Source organism: Streptomyces sp. NPDC047108, from assembly GCF_040643575.1.
Lineage (GTDB): Bacteria > Actinomycetota > Actinomycetes > Streptomycetales > Streptomycetaceae > Streptomyces.
The window spans coordinates 105,177-127,892 of record NZ_JBEYUP010000017.1; the positions used below are offsets into that span (position 1 = coordinate 105,177).

Here is a 22,716-nt window from a genome sequence, read left to right on the forward strand (position 1 = left end):
CGGGCTATCGGCCCGGCATGGCCGTCTTGCCCGGCTCATTCGTTTTCCTCAGCGCCGGATGGTCGGCGACGACCGTGCACGAGCCCGGCGCGATCTCCGTGAACCCCGCGTCCCGTACGACCGGCAGGCCGCTGCGCGTGAGGTCCGCCCAGCGCGCGGGGTCCGCGGTGCGCACCGCGAGCGCGAAGCCCGACGCACGCCACATCTCGCGCTCCGCGTCCGGCAGTTCCCACCAGGCGAGCTGCGCCCCGTGCCCTGCCTGCGCCATGGCCTTCCCCGCCGACATGGAGATCTCCGGGCTGAGCCACAGCACCGGAAGGCCGGCCTCCGGGGCGGACGGCGGCTCCGGGTCGTCCAGTTCGGTGCCCGAGACCTGCAGTTTCGCCAGCTCCTTCGGCCACCCGTCGAGCGGCACCGGCGGGAAGACCCGTACCTCGGCCTCCGTGCCCGTGACCGTGATGCCCGGCAGGTCCGCGGTGCGCCGCCACTCGGCGCCGCGCGCCCGGCGGACGACCTTGCGGATCCTGGCGTCCTGCCAGTCTCGTACGGTCGTGAACCACGCGCCGTCCTCGCGCACCGACCGCTCGTCGGACAGCAGGACGAGGACCGCGCGCGCCGCCGCCTCCAGGGCGTCCGTACGGGGCGGGGGCGCGGCCTTCTCGATCCGGACCACCAGCGGCAGCACGAACTGCGGGGCGGCGTCGCGCGCGGCCACCTCGTGCTCGAAGGGGCTGGTGCCCGCGACGGCGGGCCTGGCGTCGTGGCCGCCGGCGGGGCGGGCGGGCGGATTCGGCCCGTCCGGTCCTGCGGGAGCGGCGGATCCTACTGGAGCCGCGGACCCTTCGGGGGCGGCCGGGCCCGCGGGAGCGGCAGGTCCACGGGGAGCGGGGCGTTCGGCAGGGCGTCCGGAGGCGTCGGCACTGGTCACGGGGCCAGTCTGCCAGCAGCGCTCACCACCGCGTCAGGCGCCCGTACTCACCATGTGAGTACCACGGCCCCTGGCCGGACCGGGTGGTTCCGGGGGACGATCGCCTCCATGCACAGTGATCTTTTCGCGTCCCACAACATGGCCCAGCCGTCCACCGAGCTGGGGATGACCCTGCAGAACCAGAAGTCCATCAAGTACACGCTCAACGGCGAGTGTTACGCACGGCAGGGCGCGATGATCGCCTTCCGCGGCGACCTCGGCTTCGAGAAGCACGGCCAGGGCGTCGGCTCGTTCCTCAAGCGCGCCGTCACCGGGGAGGGCCTGGCCCTCATGGCCGTTCGCGGCCAGGGCGAGGTGTGGTTCGCCCACGAGGCCGCCAACTGCTTCATCGTCGACCTCGCCCCGGGCGACAGCCTCACCGTCAACGGGCGCCATGTGCTGTGCTTCGACCCGACGATCTCGTACGAGGTCAAGACCGTGAAGGGTGCGGGCATGGCCGGGGGCGGCCTGTTCAACAGCGTCTTCACCGGCCACGGCAAGCTCGGCGTCACCTGTGAGGGCGCCCCCATCGTCATCCCGGTCTCTCCGTCCGCCCCCGTCTTCGTCGACACGGACGCGGTCGTCGGCTGGAGCTCGCAGCTCCAGACCTCCCTGAACCGCTCCCAGAGCTTCGGCTCGATGATCCGCGGTGGTTCGGGCGAGACGATGCAACTGAAGCTGGAGGGCGAAGGGTTCGTGATCGTCCGTCCCAGCGAGGTCACCGCGAGCTCGGCGGCGTCGTCGTCCTCCTCAGGGGAGTGACGGCGGACGAGGCACCGACCGCGACCCCGGCATCAGCGAGGGCCCGTCAGCACGAGCTGACGGGCCCTCGCCGCTGCCAGGGGGCGGGTGCTCAGAACGGGCCGTGGAGTGCGCCGAGACGATCGGTCAGGCGCAGGTTCTCCGCGTAGTCCACGGGACAGGCGATGACCGACACCCCGTCACCGTCCAGCGCCTCGCGCAGCACCGGCAGCAGCTCACCGGCCGAGGTGATCCGGTGGCCCCGTGCGCCGAAGCTCTCCGCGTACGCCACGAGGTCCGGGTTGGTGAAGCGGGTGTGGCTGTGGCGGCCCAGTTCCAGCTCCATCTTCCAGGTGATCAGGCCGTACTCCTCGTCGACCAGGACGAGGACGACCAGGGGGACACCCTCGCGCACGGCTGTCTCCAGCTCCTGGGAGTTCATCAGGAACGAGCCGTCGCCCATCATCGCCAGCACCCGCCGCTCCGGGCGGGCGAGCTTCGCGGCGATCGCGCCGGGCAGCGCGAACGCCATCGTGGAGAGGCCGTTGGAGAGCAGGCAGGTGTCGCGTGCGTACGCGGGGTACAGCCGCGCCATCCACATCTTCCCGGCGCCGGTGTCGGCGAGCACGATGTCCTCGCGGTCCAGCGCGGCGCGCACGTCGGCCACCACGCGCTGCGGCACGAGCGGGCAGGCGTCACTGCCCCGCCCGTACTCCAGCTCCTCGGAGAGCAGGGTCCGGACGCGCTCGCCCGACGCGTCGTACGGGAAAGGCTTGGCCACGGCGGCCGCCAGCGCGTCCAGGGCGTGCGAGGGGTCGCCCTGCACGCCGACCGTCACCGGGTAGTGGACGTCGACCTCGGCGGGGAAGCGGTGGAGGTGGAGGATGCGCTTGTCGCCGTCCGGATTGATCTTCACCGGGTCGAACTCCTGGAGTTCGTACCCCACGCAGATCAGGGTGTCGGCGGTGTCGAAGCCGAAGTTGGTGTAGTCGTGCCGCATGAAACCGACGGCGCCGAGGGCGAGCGGGTGGTCGTCGGGGAAGACGCCCTTGCCGTGGAAGGTCGTCGCCACCGGGACGTTCAGCCGCTCGGCGAAGCGGACCAGAGCCGCCGACGCCTCCGCCCTCGCGGCGCCGTGCCCGGCGAGGACGACCGGCCGGCGGGCGGACGCGAGCACGTCGGCCGCCCGCTCGATCTGCGAGGAGGAGGGCGCGTCGGCGTGCACCACGTCGATCTGGAGCGGGGACAGCGGTGATTTCGGCGTGGTGGCCTCGATGTCCTCGGGGACGGCCAGGAAGACCGCCCCCGGCCGCTCGCTCTGGGCCGTCTTGAACGCCCTGCGCACCATCTCGGGCACCGCGTCGGGGCATTGGATACGGGCCGACCACTGCGTGACGGGGGCGAACATCGCGACCAGGTCGATGACTTGGTGGGACTCCTTGTGCAGGCGCTCCAGAGATCCCTGCGCGGCCAGGGCCACCAGCGGCGAGCTGTTGGTCATGGCGTCCGCGGTGCCCAGCAGCAGATTGATCGCACCGGGACCGAGCGTGGCAGAGCACACCCCGGCCCGGCCGGTCAGCCGCCCGTGGATCTCGGCCATGAACGAGGCGGCCTGCTCGTGGCGTACGAGGACGTAGCGGATGCCGGAGCCGCTCAGCGCGTCGACGAACCGGATGTTCTCCTCGCCGGGGATCCCGAAGACGTACCGGACACCTTCGGCCTCCAGACAGCGCACCAGCAGGTGGGCCACGTCCTCGGTGACGGCCGGTGCGCCGTCGTCACGGGTGCCGGGGGGTGTCATGCCGCGAGCGTAGGCAGGCCGCCGGAAGGTCGGCCACGCACCGGCCGCCGGCCGGGTGAGGCCGGGGGGAGCCTCCGCGACATCCGTCAGTGACGGACCGCGGGGCTCCAGCCGGGGTCCCGGCCCGTCGCCGCGAGCAGCACCTCGATCGGCTCCGCGCCCTCCCGTACGGCGACGGGCTCGCCGAAGACCTTCATCGTCCGCGCCGTCGGGCCCATCTCCTCGATGAGCGTGCCGAGCGTACGGATGCTCTCCGTGTCGGGCGTGAACTCCTGGTCCGTGGCCCGCGCCAGATCCCAGCCGTGCACGGTCAGGTCGAGCAGGGCCATGCTGCCCAGGGTCCGCGCCGGGAGGTTCATGCTGCCCGCCACGCCCTCGTCGGCACCCGGCGCGCCCCAGGCGGTGACCAGCCGGGCGGTCTCGTCCGCGAAGCGGGAGCGCCAGTCCCCGTCGAGGTAGTCGGGGGTGGTGGTGAAGTCGGCGTCCTCGCGGGCGGCGATCGCCTGGAAGCCGATCACCACGTGGAAGAGGTGGTTGAGCAGGTCCCGCACGGTGTACTCGGCGCACGGCGTCGGGTCGCCGAGCCGGCCGTCGTCCACACCGCGGACCACCGGCACGGCCTGCCGGGCCGCCGCGTCGAGCCGTTCGCTGATCAGGGTCGTCATGGGTGCGACGGTAGGAGCGGCCCGCCGGTCCGGCTTGAACAAACGCGACACGTCCTGCCTCCGGCCCGCGGCATAGGATCGCGGGCATGGCGGCACCGCGGCGCGACACCCGGGGCATCATCGACGCCCCGGAACTCTTCACGCGCGTACGCTTCCGCCGCCGCGAGCCCGCCGAGCCGCTCCGCCCGTATCTGGAGCACTACTGGCTCATCGACTGGGACCTCACCGAGCCGTACGCCTCGCACGTCGTGCCGCACCCTTCCGTGAACGTCGTGTTCCAGCGCTTCTCCGGCCGGCCGGAGTTCGCGGAGGTCGCCGGTGTGGGACTGGAGCTGTTCACGCAGAAGCTGGAGGGCGCGGGGCGGGTGTGCGGGGTGCAGTTCCGGCCGGGAGGCTTCCGGCCGTTCGCGCCGGGCCGGCCCGTCTCCGGGTGGACCGGGCGGCGGCTGCCGCCGGCCGACGTCTTCGGCGGCTCAGCACCGGAGGCCGGCGGGACAGGACCGGAGAGCGGCGGCGCCGAGCTGTCCTCCGTCCTCGGCCCCGACACGGAGGACGACCGCGTCGCCGCGCTCGACGCCTTCCTCCTCGCGCTGGGCCCGGAGCCCGATCCGCACGCCGAGTCGGCCATGGCCGTCGTCCAGCGCATCCGGGACGACCGTTCCGTGCGCCGTGTCTCGGAGGTCGCCGAGGCGGAGGGGATGTCGGTGCGCGGTCTGCAGCGGCTCTTCGCCGGGTACGTGGGCGTCAGCCCCAAGTGGGTCATCCTCCGCTACCGCATCCACGAGGCCCTGGAGCGCGCCGCCACCGCCACGGCGGAGGTGGACTGGGCGGGGCTCGCCGCCGAGCTCGGCTACAGCGATCAGGCCCACCTCGTCCGCGACTTCACCGCGACGATCGGCGTCCCGCCGACGGCGTACGTGCGCTGATCACCGGGCGCCGCGGCCTGTGCCTCCGGTCCCGTGCGGACTGGAGGCACACTGGGAGGTGCGGCCGGCACCGCCACCGATCGCACGGCCGGCCGCGGCGCTCCGAGAGCCCCGATGAGGAGGCGGAACCCATGGACGCGGACGTGAACGACGCGGGCGCCCGCCCCGCCGACCGCGACACCCGGGTCGAGAGCGGCCCTCCGTACGCCGACTGCGTGCTGTGCGGCGAGCCGACCGAGTACGGGGCCGGGCACCCCGGCGCGACCCTCTGCCCCGTCTGCGAGTGGCAGGAGGCCGAGCGCACGTCCTGCGGCGGCTGACCCCGGCCCCTCCCGTCCCTGCTGTCTCCTACTCCCGTGCCCTGCCCGGGAGTTGGTCCTGTCCCCGGCCCGGTTCGCGCTCCTGCTGCTCGTTCCGCGCGACCTGAGCCTGCCCCTGCTCCTGGCCTGTCTGCTCCCGCGCCTGGTCCTGGGCGGCCTGCTCCCGGGAGTTCTGGTCCCGGTCCTCGCCTCGCGTACGGCTGATCAACTCCGAGACCCGTACGAAGCGGTAGCCCTGCGCCCGCAGCTCGGGGACGATCCGCCGCACCGCGGCCTCCGTCGCCGGCGCGTGGCTGAGCGTGGCGTGCATGACGACCACCGAGCCGGGCCTCACCTGCGAGAGCACCTGCTCCGCGACCCGGTCGGGGGAGTCTGTCGAGGCGTCCCCGCTCAGGACGTCCCCCTGCACGGCCGTCACGCGCGCCGGGGCGACCGCCTTCAGCGCTCCGTCGTCGAAGCAGCCGCCCGGGAAGCGGAAGTACGGCACGGGGGCCGGGACCCCGGCCCGGCGGATCGCCGTGTACGCGCGGTTCACGTCGTCGCGCATCGCCCCCCGGTCGACACGCGGCATGCCCGTGCGGCACGGGCCGGAGAAGGAGCGGAGGCCGTAGCTGTGGTTGCCGACCTCGAAGAGCGGGTCGCGGCCCAGGGACCGCGCCTGGTCCGGGTACTCGTCGGCCCACCGGCCCGTCATGAAGATCGTCGCCGGCACCTTCAGCTTCCGCAGAGAGGAGACGAGCCGGGGGTTGTCGAAGCGTTCGCCGCCCGCGGCGCGCGTCGCGTGCTCGGGTGCCATGTCCGCGTTGAACGTGAGGGCCACGACCTTGTCGCCGTCGCCCGCGCCCCGGGTGAAGACGGCCGCACGGCCGTCCGCGGCCGGGAGGGTGGGTGCCGCCGGGGCGCCCGCCGCGGGGCCCGGCTCCTCGACGCCATCGTGCGCGGCGGCCGGGTCGGACGCGCCGGGGGATATGGCCGCGTCCGCGGCCCGGTCTCCCCCGGAGTCCGGGCCGCCGCAGGCGGCGAGAGCGAGTGCGAGGAGCGGCATCAGGGCCGACGCGGCCCGTCGGCGCGCACGCGTGCCGGGCTGTTGCGCGAAGTGTTGGATCATGTACGGAGCGTAAAATCAAGCTCCCGGGTCGGCATGTTGTCCACATCCGATCGGGTCCGCTCCTCTGCCTCCGATCGGGTCGGCTGCTCGGCCTCCCATCGGGCCCGGCCCGCGGCCTCCCGCCGAGTGCGGCACCCGGGCCCGTACCGAAAGTCCCCGGTACGGGCCCGGGACCCGCCGCGGCGCACACCTCAGGGCGACCGCCGCGGCGGATCCGTCAGCGCCAGGGGCCGGTGACGGCGAACGTCGTGCCGGGGGTGTAGCAGTTGACGTACATCGAGCAGCCGTCGGCGGAGAACGTGACCCCCGCGAACTCGCCCCACTCCGGCTCCTCCGGCGTGCCGATGTTCTGCCGCCCGCGCGCCATCGCGTAGACCTTGCCGCGCTTGGTGAGCCCGAAGACGTGCTGGGCTCCCTCGCCGTCCTCGCAGACCATCAGGCCGCCGCCCGGGGCGAGCGTGATGTTGTCCGGCTCCTCGCCGGGCATCTGCAGATCCGTGTCGGGGCCGAAGACTACGACCAGGGTGAGCCGGCGGTGCTTCGGGTCGTACCGCCAGATCTGGCCGTAGTGGTCGGCGGCCGACCCCTCCGCGCTCTTCGCGAAGCTGGAGACGAAGTAGACACAGCGCCCGCCCCAGTAGCAGCCCTCCAGCTTCTGGGCGTGCGTGATGCCCTTCGGCCCGAAGTCCTGGAACCGGATCGCCGTCTCCTTGGCCAGCGGGTCCGGTACGTCCACCCACTCGATGCCGTCGAACGTCGTGCCCGTCTCCTGCACGGCGGACAGGTCCTTCACGCCCGGGACTCGCATCGCCTGAAGACGCCCGCCCGCGTGCAGCGAGCCTCTGCCGCCGAGCGGCTTCTTCGGCAGGAAGCGGTAGAAGAGTCCGAAGGGCTTCTCGAAGGCGTCCTCCGTCTCGTAGACCACGCCGTTGTTCGGGTCGACGGCGATCGCCTCGTGCTGGAAGCGGCCCATGGCGGTGAGCGGCTCGGGGGAGGTGTGGCGCGGGTCGTACGGGTCGACCTCGAAGATGAAGCCGTGGTCCTTGGTGTAGCCGTTGGTGCCGGCCCGGTCCTCGGTCTCCTCGCAGGTCAGCCAGGTGTGCCAGGGGGTGCTGCCGCCGGCGCAGTTCACGGCCGTACCGGCGATGGCGACCCGCTCGCCGAGGACGCGGTTGCCGCGGCCCAGCTCCAGGGCCGTACAGCCGCCCAGACCCTCCGGGTCGTAGGTGAGTCCCTTCACGGCCGGGACGCGGATCTTGGCATCCACCCGGTTCTCGTGGTTGCGCACCAGGTGGGTGCGCCCGTCACGGCCGGGGAAGGCGGCCATGCCGTCGTGGTTGCTGGGCACCTTGCCCTGGCCGGAGCGCAGCTCGTCGCCCTCGCGGGACAGGACCTTGTAGCGGAATCCCTCGGGAAGGTCGAGCAGGCCGTCCGGGTCCGGGAGGAGAGGGCCGTAGCCCGCCTCTCCGCCCCAGTCGTGGGCGGTGGCCGAAGTACCGGCGAAAATCTCCGAGATGGTCCCGGCGAAGGCGATTCCCGCCCCCAGCGCCCCGGAGCGGGCGAGGACCTGACGTCGTGTGGCAGACATGGGCAACTCCCTGTTGGCGGACAGAGATATGACCATGCCGTGTGTATCACGTGGTCACGCCCCACGGGAACCTTCAAGATGGGCGTCGCACCCGCGTCTTCGCGCCCCGTGCACGCCCCGGTCGTGCTCCGGTCGGCGATCCGGCGCGCCGCCCGGCCGCCGCGAGTGCGGCCGTACGCAGCGGGGCGGCTCGTCGTCCTCCGGGTCTATCCCTGGACCAGCGGCTCGGCGTCGCGCGCGAGGGCGGTGAGCCGCGAGATGGCGCGGAAGTACTTCTTCCGGTAGCCGCCCTTGAGCATGTCCTCGCCGAAGATCCGGTCGAAGGGCACGCCGGACGTCACGACCGGAACCTCCCGGTCGTACAGCCGGTCGGCCAGCACGACGAGCCGCAGCGCCGTCGACTGGTCGGGTACGGCCTGCACATCGGTCAGGCAGACGGCTCCGACGCCGTCGCAGAGCGCGCCGTAGCGGCTGGGGTGCACGCGCGAGAGATGGGCGAGCAGGGAGGGGAAGTCGTCGAGCGTGGCACCGGCGGTGCGGTACGCGACGCGGGTGACCTGGTCGTCTGAGTACGGGGCCGGGGCCTCCGGCAGCCCGCGGTGGCGGTAGTCCTCGCCGTCGATCCGCAGGGGCCGGAAGTGCGCGGACAGCCCCTGGATCTCGCGCAGGAAGTCGGCCGCCGCGAAGCGGCCCTCGCCGAGCTTGCCGGGCAGCGTGTTGGAGGTCGCGGCCAGTGCCACGCCCGCGTCGACGAGCTTGCCGAGGAGCGTGGAGACCAGCACCGTGTCGCCCGGGTCGTCCAGCTCGAACTCGTCGATGCAGAGCAGACGGTGGCCGCTGAGGGTCTGCACGGTCTGCTGGAAGCCGAGGGCGCCGACGAGGTTGGTCAGCTCCACGAACGTGCCGAACGCCTTCAGCTCGGGCGTCGCGGCGGTGGCGTGCCAGAGGGAGGCGAGGAGGTGCGTCTTGCCGACGCCGTAGCCGCCGTCGAGGTACACGCCGCGGGGGCCGGACGCTGCCGCGGGCTTCCTGGCGAACCAGCGCCGCTTGCCGCCCCGGGCCGCGCTCGCCCCGCCGATGCCGGCCGCGAAACCGCTGAGCACGGTGACGGCCTCGGTCTGGCTGGGCTGCGCCGGGTCGGGTACGTACGTGTCGAACCGCACCGAGTCGAACCGCGGCGGCGGGACCATCTCCGCCACGAGCCGCTCGGCGGGCACATGCGGCTCCCGGCCGCAGAGCGCGAGCGGGCTCCCGTCGGAGGAGGGGACGGGGGCGGGCTCGGAAGCGGAAACGGAGGAAGACACAGCTCCTCAGAGTAATCCCTCGGCCCACGCCCCCTGAAAATCCGCCCCTGAGGCTGCGAGCCCGCCCGGTGTCCGCAGCCCCGCCGGTGACCGGGGCCGCGCCCGCCCGGTGTCAGCCCGGCCGCCACCGCCGGACCCGCGGACCGGCCGTCGCCCCGCGGCCCAGAGGCACCCGGTCCGGTCCGTCCGCGCTCCGTGTCAGACTGCCCGCATGCGACGCCTGTTCCCGCCCGGTACCGCGGCCGATGCCGCCCCCGAGCCGTCCGCCGATCGTGAGTGGGACCTCGACGAGCTCGCCGACGCGTACGCCTACCCCGGGACGACCGGGGCCTCCGGGCGCCCCTGGCTGCGCGCCAACATGGTGTCGTCGCTCGACGGGGCCGCCCACCACGACGGGCGTTCCCAGCCGCTGTCCTCCGACGCCGACATGCGGATCTTCGGTGTGCTGCGGGCGCTCGCCGATGTCGTGGTCGTCGGCGCGGAGACCGTACGCCAGGAGGGCTACCGCCCCGCCCGCGCCCGCAAGGCCTTCGCCGAGCGCCGCGCGGCGCTCGGCCAGGCGCCCGCGCCGGTGATCGCGGTCGTCACGGCGAGCCTGGCGCTGGACTTCTCGAGCCCGCTGTTCACCGAGCCGCTGGTGCCCACCATCGTCCTCACCGGTGCCGCCCACCACGCCGCCCGTGCCGACGAGGCGCGCGCCGCCGGTGCCGATGTGATCGTCGCCGGGGACGGCGAGGGCATCGATGCGGCCCGCGCCGTCCGGGCGCTCGCCGAACGCGGGCACACCCGGCTGCTGACCGAGGGCGGACCGCGGCTGCTCGGCCAGTTCGCGTGCAGCGGGGTGCTCGACGAGCTGTGCCTGACGGTCGCCCCCGTCGTCACGGTGGGCGCCGCGCCGCGAATCATGGACGGTCATGCGATCGCCGATCCCGAGCGATTCGGCCTGGCGTCCGTGCTGGAGGAGTCCGGGTTCCTTTTCACCCGGTACCGTCGCATCTGACCAGGGGTCGCATCTCACCCGTGGTGCGGAAAAATGGTTTCCGCGGGGCCGTTCCGTAAAGCCGTGTCCGTAACGCCCGGGACGAGAGTCCGCGACCCACGAGGACGGAGGGTCCTGCCGTGTTCACGACCGTACTCATGATCGAGAAGCCACTGGTGCCGACCGATGTCGAGCTCGTCACCAGCCTGCACGGCGACGAGCCGATCTCCTTCGTCGTCCTCATGCAGCCGCAGGGCGACCAGGACCGGCTGCTGCGCGCCCTCGACGACGTGGCGCTCGGCGAACTCGACGAGGCTGTGCGCGAGGGGCAGGAGCCCGAGGGCCATGCCGCGCTCCAGCCCGCCGAGAGGGCGCTCCAGCACTCGCTCGAAGCGCTGCGGGCCGCCGGCGGCCAGGCCGTCGGCCAGATCACCGAGAAGCACCCGGTCGACACGCTGCGCTCGGTCGTCGAGGAGACCGGGGCCGACGAGGTCATCGTGCTCACGCGCCCGCATCTGGTGGAGGAGTTCTTCCACCGTGACTGGACCTCCCGCGCCCGCCACAAGGTCGGCGTCCCGGTGCTCAAGCTGTACGCCCACACCGAATAGGCTGACCCCGCACCAGCGAGCACCGCGCGCACCGGCCGTGAGGACCGCGGGCGGCGGCTTCCGGCGTCCCGCGCCACCGGCCCGTACGCGCTCGCACGGCCACACCGACCTGGAGACGCAACGATGGAATCCGGCATCCCCACCGCCATGGACCGACCGCACTTCATCGGCATCGGCGGCGCCGGGATGTCGGGCATCGCGAAGATCCTCGCCCAGCGCGGGGCCAAGGTCGCGGGCAGCGACGCCAAGGAGTCCGCGACCGCCGAGTCCCTGCGCGCGCTCGGCGTGACCGTGCACATCGGCCACGCCGCCGAGCACCTGGCCGACGACGCCACCAGCGTCGTCGTCTCCTCCGCGATCCGCGCCGACAACCCCGAGCTGGTCCGCGCCGCCGAACTGGGCGTCCCCGTCGTCCACCGCTCCGACGCCCTCGCGGCGCTGATGCACACCGAGCGGCCGATCGCCGTCGCCGGTACGCACGGCAAGACCACGACCACCTCCATGCTCGCCGTGGCGCTGACCGAACTGGACCTCGACCCCTCGTACGCCATCGGCGGCGACCTGGCCGGCCCCGGCACCAACGCCCGCCACGGCGATGGCGCGATCTTCGTCGCCGAGGCCGACGAGAGCGACCGCAGCTTCCAGAAGTACGACCCCGAGGTCGCCATCGTCCTCAACGTCGAGCTCGACCACCACGCCAACTACGCCTCGCTGGACGAGATCTACGAGTCCTTCGAGGCGTTCGTGGACCGCATCCGCCCCGGCGGCTGCCTGATCGTCGGCGAGCACTCCGGCGCCCGGGAGCTGGCGGGCCGCGTCGCGGGCCGCGAGGGCCTGACCATCGTGCGCGTCGGCGAGGACGTCGGCGCGGACGTCCGGATCCGGCAGATCACCCCGAAGGGCATGACGAGCGAGGTCACCGTCGTCCTCGGCGCCGAAGGGGACGGGTCCGGGGCGGGCGGGGAGGAACTGACCTTCACCGTCTCCGTTCCCGGGCGCCACTACGCCCACAACGCCGTCGCCGCGCTCGCCGCCGGGGTCCGCCTCGGAGTGGCCCCCGCCGACCTGGCGCACGCCCTCACCGCGTACACCGGCGTCGGCCGCCGCCTCCAGCTCAAGGGCGAGGCCCGCGGCGTCCAGGTCATCGACTCCTACGCCCACCACCCCACCGAGATGAACGCCGACCTGGACGCGCTGCGCGGCGCCGCGGGCGAGGACTCCCGCATCCTCGTCGTCTTCCAGCCGCACCTCTTCTCGCGCACCCAGGAGCTGGGCACGGAGATGGGCGCGGCGCTCGCCCTCGCCGACGCCTCCGTCGTCCTCGACATCTATCCGGCCCGCGAGGACCCGATCCCGGGCGTCACGAGCGCCCTGATCATCGACGCGGCCGCGGCCGGCGGCGCCGACGTACGGGCCGAGCACAGCATGGCCGCGGTCCCGGACGTCGTCGCAGGAATGGCCAGGCCCGGTGATCTCGTTCTCACCATGGGGGCGGGCGACGTCACCGACCTCGGTCCGAGGATCCTCGCCCGCCTGGAGAGCTGAGGAGAGAGCCGAGATGGCCTACGAAGTCCAGAAGACGGACGAGCAGTGGCGCGCCGAGCTGTCCCCCGAGGAGTACAAGGTGCTCCGGGAGGCCGGGACCGAGCCCGCGTTCACCGGTGAGTACACGGACACCAGGACCACCGGGGTCTACGCCTGCCGGGCCTGCGGCGCCGAGCTGTTCCGCTCCGACACCAAGTTCGCCTCGCACTGCGGCTGGCCGTCCTTCTACGACCCGAAGGACACCGACGCCGTCGAGCTGATCGAGGACCGGTCCTTCGGGATGGTCCGCACCGAGGTGCGCTGCGCCCGCTGCGGCTCCCACCTGGGCCACGTCTTCGAGGGCGAGGGCTATCCGGTGCCGACGGACCAGCGGTACTGCATCAACAGCGTCTCGCTCCGCCTGGCCCCGGACGGGGACTGAGCGGCAGCGGCTGCGAAAGGGGCCCCACCGCCCGGCCGGGCGGTGGGGCCCTCGCATGTCACGGCTGCGCTCAGGCCGTGATCGTCGCCGGGTCGCTGACGCCCGGGCGTCCGGTCTCGACATGGCCCGCGAAGCGGCGCAGGTAGCTGTCGTCGGCGTCGGACGTCACCGACACGTCGTACCAGTGCTTGCTGCGGCGCAGCTCGACCGTGTGCGTGACGGTCGCGCCGGCGCGGACCTTGAACGTCTCGGGCTGCCCGCCGTACGCGTTGTTCACGGTGAGGTTGACGTCCGAGCCGCCCTCGTTGGTCAGCTTCAGGTCGATGTCGCCGCTACGGGCGTCATGACGTGCCGTCACCTCGGGTCCGGTCGTCCTCCCCGGACCCTTGAAGGTGCGCAGGAAGCCGTTCGGGCCGAAGACCGAAAGGTCGTACGCGTCCCCTGAGTTGGCGGTGCTCCAGGTGTCGGAGATGGTCTTCCCGGCCCCGGCCGAGTACACCCACGGCCCGTCGGTGCGGTTCCCGGAGGTGACGGTGAAGGCCGCGCCCGCCTCCTCCCCGCCGCCGAAGTCCAAGGTGATCCCGGTCGACGCCGTCACCGAACCGTCCACCACCGGGACGTACTTCAGCGGACGCGTGGGCCGCGACCCGGACTCCTGCTTGGGCAGCGCCGGGTTGTCGGGCACCTTCGGGACGTAGTCGTCGTGCCGGTCGTGGTCCGGCGGCTCGTACGCGTCGGTGTCGGGCAGCGGGACGGAGGCGGGGTCCGCCTTCCCGAAGTCGAAGGCCGAGGTGAGGTCGCCGCAGATGGCGCGCCGCCACGGCGAGATGTGCGGCTCCTCCACGCCGAAGCGCCGCTCCATGAAGCGGAGGATCGAGGTGTGGTCGAACAGCTCGGAGCAGGTGTAGCCGCCCTTGCTCCAGGGCGAGACGACGATCATCGGCACGCGCGGGCCCATGCCGTAGGGCCCGGCCTCGTACTTCGCGCCGCCCTCGTAGAGGTCGCCGCTGACGTCGGCCGTGGACCGGCCCTGCGCGGCGGAGGCCGGCGGGTACGGCGGCATGACGTGGTCGAAGAAGCCGTCGTTCTCGTCGTACGTGATGAACAGGGCCGTCTTGCTCCACACCTCGGGATTGGAGGTGAGCGCGTCGAGGACCTGCGCGATGTACCAGGCGCCGTAGTTCACCGGCCAGTTGGGGTGCTCGGTGAACGCCTCGGGCGCCGCGATCCAGGAGATCTGCGGCAGCTTGCCCGCCTTCACATCGGCCTTGAGGCGGTCGAAGTAGCCCTCGCCCTCCTTGGCATCGGTGCCCGTGCGGGCCTTGTCGAAGAGGACGTCACCGGGCTTGGCATTGCGGTAGTTGTTGAAGAAGAGGAGGGAGTTGTCGCCGTAGTTGCCGCGGTAGGCGTCGTCGATCCAGCCCCATTTGCCGTCCGCGTCCAGGCCGTCGCCGATGTCCTGGTAGATCTTCCAGGAGACCCCGGCCTTCTCCAGGCGCTCGGGGTAGGTCGTCCAGCCGTACCCCAGCTCCTCGTTGCCGAGCACGGGTCCGCCGCCGGTTCCGTCGTTGCCCGCGTAGCCCGACCACATGTAGTAGCGGTTGGGGTCGGTCGCGCCGATCATCGAGCAGTGGTAGGCGTCGCACACGGTGAACGCGTCCGCGAGGGCGTAATGGAAGGGAATGTCCTCACGGGTGAGGTACGCCATCGTGGTCGGCGTCTTCGCGGGTATCCACTGGTCGTACTTGCCGTTGTTCCACGCCTGGTGCCCGCCGCCCCAGTCGTGATTCAGGCCCTGGAGGAACTGCATGCCGAGGTTCTCCACCTCCGGCCGGAACGGCAGCACCTCCTGGTCGCCGTCCGCCTGGTGCCACACCGACTTGCCGTTCGGCAGCGGTGCGGGCCGGGGGTCGCCGAAGCCGCGGACGCCGCGCAGCGCCCCGAAGTAGTGATCGAAGGACCGGTTTTCCTGCATCAGCACGACGATGTGCTCGATGTCGTCGATGGTGCCGGAGCGACGGGCCGCGGGGATCGCGGTCGCCCGATCGATGCTGAGGGACAGCATGCTGAGCGCGGCAGTGCCGCCGGCGAGTTGCATGAAGCGCCGGCGATTGAGTTCCGACATGGGGGGCTGACCTCCGTGGCCGCTCGGAAAGAGTCGATCGCAGGGCAGCCTACGGGGGGCGATGCTGAGGAAAACACCATGTCGGCACCGCTATTCTGCCCGGCTCTCCGCGCGGGGGAATGAGGGGTGCACACGAGGTGTCATCGGGGGGCGGACGGGGACGACGGGGTCGGCGGTCGCGGTGCGGGGCCGGGTCGCCGGGTACTGGGCCTGGCGCGCGTCTCCCGTGCGGTTCAGACGCCGGGCAGGGTCCCGCGGAGCTCGGCCCGGAAGGTCGGGCAGTCCAGAAGAGACGGGGCGCGGCAGGACAGGGCGTGGCCGAGCCGGTCCCGGGCCTCCTGCATGGCGGCGATGCGGCGGTCGATCTCCTGCGTCTTCTCCGTGAGCCGGGAGCGCAGGACGCCAGGCGCACAGCTCAGCAGGTCGCCCAGCTCGTGGAGGGAGAAACCCGCGGCACGGGCGTTGAGGATCAGCGCGACGCGGTCGAGGGCGTCCGGACGGTAGGTACGGCGCAGTCCGTTGCGGCCCGCCGGCTCCAGCAGGCCCAGCCGCTCGTAGTAGCGGAGGGCGGAAGCCGCGACGCCGGTGCGTGCCGCGACCTCGCCGATGTCCAGCAGGCGCTCGTCCATGTCTCTCCCCGCTACGCCCCGATGCGGTGCTTCGATCCGGAAGCCCAGCCCGAGCGCAAGATGCCGCTTTGACTTGAAGCAAGCTTCAAGTGCCAGGGTAGTCCCGCCGGTGACCTGGTGCGACGAGCACCCGGTCCCTCACCACCGCGCCCCTCGCCCTCCGCCGAACGAAAGCGGGACCGGACCGTGGACATCAGCCCCATACGCGACCTCGCCCGGCAGCACCTGCCCGCGACCATGGCCGAGCGCTGGCTCGAACTGCTGCGGCCCGGCATCGTCCTCTCCCTGGCGGGACCGGACGAGGAGCCGGCGGCCTGGATCGGCGGGACGCCCCGGCTCCCGCCGGGGACCGACTGGCCCGAGTGGAAGCCCTACGGTCCTCTGACCTTCCTCGCCTCGCTGGACTGCGGCGCACTGCCGGTAGCCTCGCTCGACGTCCCCCTGCCCCGGAACGGCACCCTGCTCTTCTTCTTCCACGACTACGGCACCGACCGGGCGGACGCGCCTCCGCCGGACCCGGGCGACGCCACGACCTGGCCCCAGGCGCGGGTCCTCCACCTGCCCCACGGCACCGAGGCCGCCGAGCGGGCGGCACCCGGGGAAGTGGTGACGGCTCCGGCGGTCCCGCTGTCGGCCCGCCTCGTGCCGACGTCACCGGTCAGCGATCACTGGAGCGTTCTCGAGACCTTCGGCGCCCGGCACATCCCCTGGGACTTCGAGGACAGCATCGGGGAGGACGCGACCCTGTGGACGGGCAACCACATCGGCGGGCACACCCCATCGATCCAGGGGTCGGTCGAAGCCGAGATGCCCGGGGACCCCCGGGACTGGACGCTCCTGGCCTCGTTCCACGATCCCAGCCGCGGCCAGCTCCTGTACTTCATGATCCGCCACCAGGACCTGGCCGAAGGCCGTCTCGGCCGCGCCTGGCTCCACCGCCAGAACTGACCGCGCTACGGGGAGGGTTCAGCCCTCGGCCGCGACGTGCGCGACGAAGTCCGACCAGGCGGCCGGGGAGAACGCGAGCTGAGGGCCGTCCTTGTCCTTGGAGTCCCGTACGTGCACGGCGTCGAGGCAGGTGGCGACCTCGACGCACTCGTCGCCGTCGCTTCCGCTGTAGCTCGACTTGTGCCAGGAGAGCGCGACTTCGACGCACTCGTCGCCGTCGCCTCCGCTGTAGCTGCTCTTGAACCAGGCCAGCTCGCTGGTGCTCATAGCGCTCCTCGCATCTGCGTCAGCAGGCTCGCCGAATCCTCGGGAGTGAGAGCCTGTGAACGCAGTTTCGCATAACGCATCTGGAGCACACTGACGTCTTTCCGGTCAGAGATCAGCTGGCCGCTGCGCTGACCTTCGGAGTAGCCGAGCCACTGGTGCTCCGGGGTTTCCAGCAACCGGATGGGGCCTTCGAGTCCAGCGTGTTCGTCTCGCTCAAGGGGCACGATCTGGAGTCCGACATTGCGGAGGTCCGCGAACTTCAGCAGGTGATCGATGAGCTGTGCGGTAACGCCCGTGCCGCCTGTGCGTCGCATGATGAGGGCCTGTTCGATGATGAAGCTGAAGGCCGTGTTCGGCCTGGCATGGAGCAGGCGCTGCCGTTCTTGACGTGCGGCCATCTGGCTGTCGATCTGTTCGTCGGTCAGTGGGGGCACCCGGCTGTTGAACACAGCTCGCGCATACGCCTCCGTCTGCAACAGGCCGGGAATCGCCCGGCATTCGTACATGCACAGACTGACGGCCTCTTCCTCCAGGCTGGCCCACTGCCGGAACCAGGACGCCAGGCCCGGGCGCCTCGCCAGGTGGCGGGCGGCCGCCCGTAGGGCGCCGAACGCGTCCAGCGCCTCCTCCGCCCGTTCGATGAACTCCGGCTGCGGGAAGCGGCGGCCCTGCTCGATGGAGGCGACCGTCTCGGGGGAGTAGCGGACGAGGGGGGCCAGTTCCTCCTGGGTGAGCCGCGCTCGTTCGCGGAAGACCTTCGCCACCGCCCCGAACGCCTTGAGGCTGTCCACCGGCTCCGGCTCGTTGTTGCTCGACATGTCCGTCCCTCCATGAGCCCAACTCGCCCATGGTCACCGTCCGTTACGGCCGTTGTCCACTCAGGGTGCCCGTACGCTGACCCTGCGTACGGGAGCTGCGGTGGCTGAGTCATCCGATAATTGACTGGCCAGACGGCGGCGTCCCGGCCACGATGGCCTGATGCTGAGCACCCTTGTCGCCTTCCTCGGCGCCTGCACGCTGATCGCCGCCACGCCCGGTCCGAGCACGGTCCTGATCATCCGGCAGTCGCTGCAGAGCAGGCGTGCCGGTTTCTTCGCCGTGCTCGGCAACGAGTCCGGGGTCTTCATCTGGGGCATCGTCGCGGCCTTCGGGCTCACCGCGCTGCTGGCCGCCTCGCAGCTCGCGTACGACGTGATGCGGATCGTCGGCGCGGTCGTGCTGGTCTGGTTCGGGATCCAGGCGATCCGGTCGGCCCGGCAGCACGGTAAGGACGGCGAGGCGGGGCTCCCGGCGCGCGAGGTCGTGACGTCGTCCTGGCGCTCGTACCGGGCCGGGCTGCTGATGAATCTGGCCAATCCGAAGTGCGCGATCTTCGCGATGTCCTTCCTGCCGCAGTTCGTGCCGGACGGAGCGCCGCAGCTGCCCACGATGGTCGGACTCGCGGCCCTGTGGGCGGTCTACGAGATCGGCTACTACAGCGTCTACGTGTGGTGCGTCGGCCGGATGAAGAAGCTCTTCGACCGGGCCGTGGTGCGGCGCCGGATGGAGCAGATCTCCGGCGGTGTGCTGGTGGCCCTCGGTATCCGGATGGCCCTGGAGAACTGAGCGCCGCGCCCCGCTGCCTGGCCCCTCCGGTCACGACTGGAGCAAGCGCCGGGCCGGGGAGGGCACGGGCTGCGATGCTGGGAGGGGAGCCGCCTGCGGCCCCTTCCGCGCAGTCCGGGTTCCCCGCGCAGTGCCGGGGGTCCCCGAGTGCCGGGCCGCGTGCGGCGCCGGAGCCGACCGCGAGGAGGAGGACGTATGGACACGGCGCCTGCCCCGTTCACCGGCGAGGTCTACGCCGCCCGGATGGAGAACGCCGCGCGTGCGGCCGCCGAGGCCGGGCTCGCGGGTCTGCTGGTGTCACCCGGGCCGGACCTCGTCCATCTCACCGGCTACCAGCCGGCCGCCACCGAGCGGCTCACCCTGCTCGTCCTGGCGCCGGGCCGCGAGCCGGTGCTCGTGGTGCCCACGCTGGAGCGCGGCGACGCGGAGCACGCGGCGGGAGCGCATGCCTTCGCCCTCACGGACTGGCCCGACGGCAAGGACCCGTACGGGATCGCCGCGCCGCTCCTTGACCCCTCGGGCCGGTACGGCGTCAGCGACAACACCTGGGCCCTGCATCTCCTCGGACTGCGGAGCGCTCTCCCCGCCACCTCCTACAGCGCCCTCACCGACTGCCTGCCGATGCTGCGGGCCGTCAAGGACACCGCCGAGCTGGAGCGGCTGGCCGCGGCGGGGCGGCGGCGGACGCCGTGTACGAGGAGATCCTGCGGGTCCGCTTCACCGGCCGCCGCGAGAGCGACATCGCCACCGAACTCGCCCATCTGCTGACCCAACTCGGCCATTCCCAGGTCGATTTCACGGTGGTCGGCTCGGGGCCCAACGGCGCGGACCCGCACCACGAGGCGGGCGACCGGGTCATCGCGCAGGGCGACATGGTCGTGCTGGACTTCGGCGGGCTCAAGCACGGCTACGGCTCCGACACCTCCCGTACGGTCCACGTCGGCGAACCGACCGCGGAGGAGCAGGAGGTGCACGACATCGTGCGCGAGGCCCAGCAGGCTGCCTGCGACGAGGTGCGTCCCGGGATCGCCTGCCAGGAGGTGGACCGGGTGGCGCGGGCGGTCATCGCCGGGGCGGGCTACGGGGAGCGGTTCATCCACCGCACCGGGCACGGCATCGGCGTGACGACCCACGAACCGCCGTACATGGTGGAGGGCGAGGAGCAGCCGCTCGTCCCCGGCATGTGCTTCTCGGTCGAGCCGGGAATCTATCTGCCGGGCCGGTTCGGCGTACGGATCGAGGACATCGTCACGGTCACGGAGGACGGCGGGCGGCGTCTGAACAACACGGCGCGGGAGCTGGCCGTCGTCGAGTGACGGTGCCTCGAAGAGCGAGTTGTGGCCGGGTGATCGGTCCCCGGTGAAACATTGGTGAAGGGCTGGCTGAGTGGCTGAACCACTCACGCCCTGCTGCTGTCCCTACGTCATGTGGCCATGTCTCAACGGGCCCTCGGGCAAAGGGAGATCCCCGGGTGGCGTGGCCGGACACGACGCGACCGAGACGGAGGACCACCCCTCATGCGCATGCGCGCCCTCACCGCCGCTGCCGCTGTTTCCATGCTGTCCACGCTGACGCTGACGGCCTGCGGTTCCGAGGACTCCGGTACGGCCTCGGGACCCAAGGACACCGCATCACGCGCCTCGTCCGACGCGCCTTCCTCGTCGGACGAGGCGGGCTCGTCGGAGGCGGGCTCGCTGGAGGCGACGGTCGGGGACGGCAAGGGCTTTGCCTCCGGCGGGGGTTCGGCCGGCGGCACCGACACGAGCACCGGCGGCACCCGGGGCAACGACGGGGACGGCACGGGGGGCGCGCTGGTCTCCTGCACCACCAAGACCACCGAGGTGACGTTCCTGGCGTCCGCGCAACACGCGACCGACCGCAGACCCGCGAAGGCCACCGTCCGGGTCCGCAACACATCCTCCTCCCCCTGCACCCTGACCGGCGCGGCGACCCTGACCGCCAAGGACGACCGGCACAAGGACGGTTCGGTCCAGGTCGACAACTCGGACGCCTGGCCCGACGCCGTCGACATCCCCGCGCGCGGGCACGTCTCCGCCGCCGTGGAGTACATCGACTCGCCCTCCGACGGCAACGGCAAGGGCAAGGGCAAGGGCCGGGACTCCTGCCCGATCACGGCGTCCGAGGTGGAGATCGCGCTGCCCCAGGACGAGGCCCGCGGTGTGCAGGTGCGGACGGAGGGCGGCGAGCCCGCCCGGTTCACCGTGTGCGCGCCCGAGAAGGCGACGCTCGGCGCCTTCGAGCGCTGACCGGCGCCGAGCCTGCCCACCCTCCCGTTGTCCGCCGACGGCCGTTCGTCACACGCCACGTGACGTCATCCCCCTTGCACGGCAACCGACGGGCCGTCATATCGGTTCCACGCCACGGCCCGTCACCTCATCGACCCGTCACCTCACGAGGAAACCCATGTTCACAACGCATGCGGACCACCCCTGGACCGCGGAGCTGACCGCTGACGACCTCGGCCGGCTCGGTGCCGAGGAGTTACGGAGAACGGATCCGGTCGCGATCGGCCCGTACCTGGTCCTCGCCCGGCTGGGCGGCGGCGGCATGGGCCGCCTCCTCCTCGCGCGGGAACCGGACGACGCGGAACGCGGCGAGTACGGCGCCCGCTCCCTGGTGGCCGTCAAGGTGATCCGGCCCGAGTACGCCGAGGACGCCGGATTCCGCACCCGCTTCGCACGCGAGGTCGAGGCCGTACGGCGGGTGCACGGCACCTACACCGCGGAACTCGTCGGCTCGGGCTACGACGAGGACGAACACCTCTGGATGGCGACCGCGTACGTCCCCGGGCCGGGCCTCGACGTCGCGGTGCGCCGTCACGGTCCGATGCCCACCCCCGTGGTGTGGCGGCTGGCGTGCGAGGTCGGGGAGGCGCTGTCGACGATCGCCAACGCCGGGATCGTCCACCGCGATCTGAAGCCCTCCAATGTCCTGCTGGGCCATGACGGGGCGCGGGTCATCGACTTCGGCATCGCGCACAGCACGGACGCCACGATGCTCACGATGGCCGGACAGCAGGTGGGCACACCTGCGTTCATGTCCCCCGAGCAGGCCGAGGGACGGGAGGTGAGCCCGTTCTCGGACGTCTTCTCCCTCGGCTCGGTCCTGGCCTACGCGGCGACCGGCATGTCGCCGTTCGGCGAGGGGGCGACCGGCGACGTCATCCACCGCGTGATCCACGCCGAGCCGAGCGCGGAGGTCCTCGGGGAGGTGGCCCGAACCGACCCGGAACTGGCCGAGTTCATCGCCCGGTGCCTCAGCAAGAGCGTCAAGGGACGGCCGCGGCCGCGCGAGGTCGTCGACATCGCCCGCCGGCACGCGCCCGCCCACGACTGGCCCGGCCCGGTCGCCGATGTGGTCGCCGCTCGGAGCGGATGGAGCGGCCGGGTGGCCACTCCCGCACGCGTGCGGGCGAAGGTGAAGGCGGAGGCCAAGGCGCGTACCGCCGAGGTGCCGGGGGCGTCCGACCTGACGCTCGTCCAGGGAACCCCGCCGCCGAGGCGCCGCCGCCGTGCCCTGCTGGCCGGTGGGGTGGCGACGGCGGCCGTGGTCGCGGTGGCCGCGGGCGCGGTCGTGCTGCTGTCGCCCGGAGGGGGCTCGTCGGAGGAGGACCGGGCGTCACGGGTCCGGCCCGTCCAGCCGGACGCCCGGATCAGCGAGTCCGGGCCCACGGCGTCGAAGTCAGCGAAGCACCGCGACAAGCGGTCGCCGAAGCCGGAGAAGAGCGCGAACCCGTCCGCGTCGCCGAGGACCGAGGTGAAGGCCGAGCCCACCCCGGACTCCATGACGTCGGGTCCGGCCGAGGGGCCGTGGAGTTCGTGTCCGCCGTCCACCAGGGACCGGCTCACGCAGAAGGGCGACAAAGGCCGCAGCGTCGTCGCCCTGCAGTGCATCCTCCAGGCCCGCGGCTACGACCTTGGATCCGGCGGGGCGGACGGGGTGTTCGGGCGGGACACCGAGGCCGCGGTCAAGCAGTTCCAGCGCAGCCGCGCACTGGAGGCCGACGGCAAGGTGGGCGACAACACCTGGACCGCGCTGCGGGGTTGAGGGACGGGTGGTGGTTCGTACGCAGCGGACGACGGCGTGAGCGGCCCCGGTCCTGGACGGCGGTAAGCGGAGCGCCGCCCGCAGCCACCGTCGGCCGTGGC

21 protein-coding genes and 1 pseudogene are annotated in these 22,716 nt (G+C 72.3%); 12 read left to right on the forward strand and 10 right to left on the reverse strand.

Going from position 1 to position 22,716, the window contains the following annotated elements; translation table 11 throughout:
• Window positions 1-4: 4 nt before the first annotated feature.
• Complete coding sequence (locus ABZ822_RS26065; protein WP_360859121.1) at window positions 5-715, reverse strand: peptidyl-tRNA hydrolase; 711 nt, start codon at window positions 713-715, stop codon at window positions 5-7.
• Between the two features lie 321 nt (window positions 716-1,036).
• On the opposite strand from ABZ822_RS26065, the gene ABZ822_RS26070 reads away from it, so the two are divergent.
• Window positions 1,037-1,729: an AIM24 family protein gene (locus ABZ822_RS26070; RefSeq protein WP_360859020.1), complete on the forward strand. Its 693-nt coding sequence runs from the start codon at window positions 1,037-1,039 to the stop codon at window positions 1,727-1,729.
• Between the two features lie 91 nt (window positions 1,730-1,820).
• On the opposite strand, the gene ABZ822_RS26075 is transcribed toward ABZ822_RS26070, so the two are convergent.
• Complete coding sequence (locus tag ABZ822_RS26075; protein WP_360859023.1) at window positions 1,821-3,509, reverse strand: acetolactate synthase large subunit; 1,689 nt, start codon at window positions 3,507-3,509, stop codon at window positions 1,821-1,823.
• An 86-nt stretch (window positions 3,510-3,595) separates the two neighbouring features.
• Window positions 3,596-4,174: a TIGR03086 family metal-binding protein gene (locus tag ABZ822_RS26080; RefSeq protein WP_360859026.1), complete on the reverse strand. Its 579-nt coding sequence runs from the start codon at window positions 4,172-4,174 to the stop codon at window positions 3,596-3,598.
• Window positions 4,175-4,260: 86 nt separating this feature from the next.
• Here ABZ822_RS26080 and ABZ822_RS26085 point away from each other — a divergent pair, with 86 nt between their 5' ends.
• Both ABZ822_RS26085 and ABZ822_RS26090 read left to right on the forward strand, forming a co-directional pair.
• Entirely contained in the window at window positions 4,261-5,100 is an 840-nt protein-coding gene (locus ABZ822_RS26085) for a helix-turn-helix domain-containing protein (protein WP_360859029.1), read from the forward strand.
• Window positions 5,101-5,231: 131 nt separating this feature from the next.
• Entirely contained in the window at window positions 5,232-5,420 is a 189-nt protein-coding gene (locus ABZ822_RS26090; protein ID WP_360859032.1) for a hypothetical protein, read from the forward strand.
• 28 nt (window positions 5,421-5,448) lie between these two features.
• Here the strand turns inward: ABZ822_RS26090 and ABZ822_RS26095 are convergent, their stop codons facing one another.
• The 3 genes from ABZ822_RS26095 to zapE form a co-directional block, all read right to left on the reverse strand.
• Complete coding sequence (locus ABZ822_RS26095) at window positions 5,449-6,528, reverse strand: polysaccharide deacetylase family protein (protein WP_360859035.1); 1,080 nt, start codon at window positions 6,526-6,528, stop codon at window positions 5,449-5,451.
• Window positions 6,529-6,745: 217 nt separating this feature from the next.
• Window positions 6,746-8,116 (reverse strand): alkaline phosphatase PhoX, encoded by a 1,371-nt coding sequence (locus ABZ822_RS26100; RefSeq protein WP_360859038.1) that lies wholly within the window; start codon window positions 8,114-8,116, stop codon window positions 6,746-6,748.
• Window positions 8,117-8,322: 206 nt separating this feature from the next.
• On the reverse strand, window positions 8,323-9,420 hold the full coding sequence (zapE, locus tag ABZ822_RS26105) for a cell division protein ZapE (RefSeq protein ID WP_360859041.1): 1,098 nt from the start codon (window positions 9,418-9,420) through the stop codon (window positions 8,323-8,325).
• Between the two features lie 211 nt (window positions 9,421-9,631).
• Between zapE and ABZ822_RS26110 the strand changes: the two genes are divergently transcribed.
• The 4 genes from ABZ822_RS26110 (at window position 9,632) to msrB (ending at window position 12,973) form a co-directional block, all read left to right on the forward strand.
• Complete coding sequence (locus ABZ822_RS26110; RefSeq protein WP_360859044.1) at window positions 9,632-10,420, forward strand: pyrimidine reductase family protein; 789 nt, start codon at window positions 9,632-9,634, stop codon at window positions 10,418-10,420.
• 119 nt (window positions 10,421-10,539) lie between these two features.
• Window positions 10,540-11,007, forward strand: a complete 468-nt coding sequence (locus ABZ822_RS26115; RefSeq protein WP_360859047.1) for an indole-3-glycerol phosphate synthase — start codon at window positions 10,540-10,542, stop codon at window positions 11,005-11,007.
• A 123-nt stretch (window positions 11,008-11,130) separates the two neighbouring features.
• Window positions 11,131-12,552 (forward strand): UDP-N-acetylmuramate--L-alanine ligase, encoded by a 1,422-nt coding sequence (murC, locus tag ABZ822_RS26120; RefSeq protein ID WP_360859050.1) that lies wholly within the window; start codon window positions 11,131-11,133, stop codon window positions 12,550-12,552.
• A gap of 13 nt (window positions 12,553-12,565) precedes the next feature.
• Window positions 12,566-12,973: a peptide-methionine (R)-S-oxide reductase MsrB gene (msrB, locus tag ABZ822_RS26125; RefSeq protein WP_360859053.1), complete on the forward strand. Its 408-nt coding sequence runs from the start codon at window positions 12,566-12,568 to the stop codon at window positions 12,971-12,973.
• 70 nt (window positions 12,974-13,043) lie between these two features.
• Here msrB and ABZ822_RS26130 read toward each other — a convergent pair whose 3' ends face one another.
• A complete protein-coding gene (locus ABZ822_RS26130) occupies window positions 13,044-15,098 on the reverse strand; it encodes a phosphocholine-specific phospholipase C (protein ID WP_360859056.1) in 2,055 nt (684 codons plus the stop codon).
• A 233-nt stretch (window positions 15,099-15,331) separates the two neighbouring features.
• Entirely contained in the window at window positions 15,332-15,727 is a 396-nt protein-coding gene (locus ABZ822_RS26135) for a MerR family transcriptional regulator (protein ID WP_360859058.1), read from the reverse strand.
• 186 nt (window positions 15,728-15,913) lie between these two features.
• Here ABZ822_RS26135 and ABZ822_RS26140 point away from each other — a divergent pair, with 186 nt between their 5' ends.
• Complete coding sequence (locus tag ABZ822_RS26140; protein ID WP_360859061.1) at window positions 15,914-16,675, forward strand: YwqG family protein; 762 nt, start codon at window positions 15,914-15,916, stop codon at window positions 16,673-16,675.
• Window positions 16,676-16,693: 18 nt separating this feature from the next.
• Here ABZ822_RS26140 and ABZ822_RS26145 read toward each other — a convergent pair whose 3' ends face one another.
• The gene (locus tag ABZ822_RS26145) at window positions 16,694-16,942 is read right to left on the reverse strand and encodes a DUF397 domain-containing protein (protein WP_360859064.1); all 249 of its coding nucleotides are present in this window, start codon (window positions 16,940-16,942) and stop codon (window positions 16,694-16,696) included.
• Entirely contained in the window at window positions 16,939-17,760 is an 822-nt protein-coding gene (locus ABZ822_RS26150) for a helix-turn-helix transcriptional regulator (RefSeq protein ID WP_360859067.1), read from the reverse strand. Before ABZ822_RS26150 ends, ABZ822_RS26145 begins: the two co-directional genes overlap by 4 nt.
• A 160-nt stretch (window positions 17,761-17,920) precedes the next feature.
• On the opposite strand from ABZ822_RS26150, the gene ABZ822_RS26155 reads away from it, so the two are divergent.
• From ABZ822_RS26155 to ABZ822_RS26170, 4 genes and pseudogenes are all read left to right on the forward strand, one after another.
• Window positions 17,921-18,547, forward strand: coding sequence for a LysE family translocator (locus ABZ822_RS26155; RefSeq protein WP_360859070.1), 627 nt, complete (start codon window positions 17,921-17,923; stop codon window positions 18,545-18,547).
• Between the two features lie 195 nt (window positions 18,548-18,742).
• A pseudogene (locus ABZ822_RS26160) lies at window positions 18,743-19,863 on the forward strand (aminopeptidase P family protein).
• 201 nt (window positions 19,864-20,064) lie between these two features.
• Window positions 20,065-20,814, forward strand: coding sequence for a DUF4232 domain-containing protein (locus ABZ822_RS26165; RefSeq protein ID WP_360859073.1), 750 nt, complete (start codon window positions 20,065-20,067; stop codon window positions 20,812-20,814).
• A 157-nt stretch (window positions 20,815-20,971) separates the two neighbouring features.
• On the forward strand, window positions 20,972-22,615 hold the full coding sequence (locus tag ABZ822_RS26170; protein ID WP_360859076.1) for a protein kinase: 1,644 nt from the start codon (window positions 20,972-20,974) through the stop codon (window positions 22,613-22,615).
• Window positions 22,616-22,716: the final 101 nt, after the last annotated feature.

What these genes read in the sequence shown, in the direction of transcription:
- murC (WP_360859050.1), top strand. Translation starts at nt 11,131, where the DNA reads ATGGAATCCGGCATCCCCACCGCCATGGACCGACCGCACTTCATCGGC.
- ABZ822_RS26170 (WP_360859076.1), top strand. Translation starts at nt 20,972, where the DNA reads ATGTTCACAACGCATGCGGACCACCCCTGGACCGCGGAGCTGACCGCT.
- ABZ822_RS26085 (WP_360859029.1), top strand. Translation starts at nt 4,261, where the DNA reads ATGGCGGCACCGCGGCGCGACACCCGGGGCATCATCGACGCCCCGGAA.
- ABZ822_RS26070 (WP_360859020.1), top strand. Translation starts at nt 1,037, where the DNA reads ATGCACAGTGATCTTTTCGCGTCCCACAACATGGCCCAGCCGTCCACC.
- ABZ822_RS26145 (WP_360859064.1), bottom strand. Translation starts at nt 16,942, where the DNA reads ATGAGCACCAGCGAGCTGGCCTGGTTCAAGAGCAGCTACAGCGGAGGC.
- ABZ822_RS26165 (WP_360859073.1), top strand. Translation starts at nt 20,065, where the DNA reads ATGCGCATGCGCGCCCTCACCGCCGCTGCCGCTGTTTCCATGCTGTCC.
- ABZ822_RS26110 (WP_360859044.1), top strand. Translation starts at nt 9,632, where the DNA reads ATGCGACGCCTGTTCCCGCCCGGTACCGCGGCCGATGCCGCCCCCGAG.
- ABZ822_RS26155 (WP_360859070.1), top strand. Translation starts at nt 17,921, where the DNA reads ATGCTGAGCACCCTTGTCGCCTTCCTCGGCGCCTGCACGCTGATCGCC.
- msrB (WP_360859053.1), top strand. Translation starts at nt 12,566, where the DNA reads ATGGCCTACGAAGTCCAGAAGACGGACGAGCAGTGGCGCGCCGAGCTG.
- ABZ822_RS26135 (WP_360859058.1), bottom strand. Translation starts at nt 15,727, where the DNA reads ATGGACGAGCGCCTGCTGGACATCGGCGAGGTCGCGGCACGCACCGGC.
- ABZ822_RS26100 (WP_360859038.1), bottom strand. Translation starts at nt 8,116, where the DNA reads ATGTCTGCCACACGACGTCAGGTCCTCGCCCGCTCCGGGGCGCTGGGG.
- ABZ822_RS26090 (WP_360859032.1), top strand. Translation starts at nt 5,232, where the DNA reads ATGGACGCGGACGTGAACGACGCGGGCGCCCGCCCCGCCGACCGCGAC.
- ABZ822_RS26150 (WP_360859067.1), bottom strand. Translation starts at nt 17,760, where the DNA reads ATGTCGAGCAACAACGAGCCGGAGCCGGTGGACAGCCTCAAGGCGTTC.
- ABZ822_RS26130 (WP_360859056.1), bottom strand. Translation starts at nt 15,098, where the DNA reads ATGTCGGAACTCAATCGCCGGCGCTTCATGCAACTCGCCGGCGGCACT.
- ABZ822_RS26080 (WP_360859026.1), bottom strand. Translation starts at nt 4,174, where the DNA reads ATGACGACCCTGATCAGCGAACGGCTCGACGCGGCGGCCCGGCAGGCC.
- ABZ822_RS26095 (WP_360859035.1), bottom strand. Translation starts at nt 6,528, where the DNA reads ATGATCCAACACTTCGCGCAACAGCCCGGCACGCGTGCGCGCCGACGG.
- ABZ822_RS26075 (WP_360859023.1), bottom strand. Translation starts at nt 3,509, where the DNA reads ATGACACCCCCCGGCACCCGTGACGACGGCGCACCGGCCGTCACCGAG.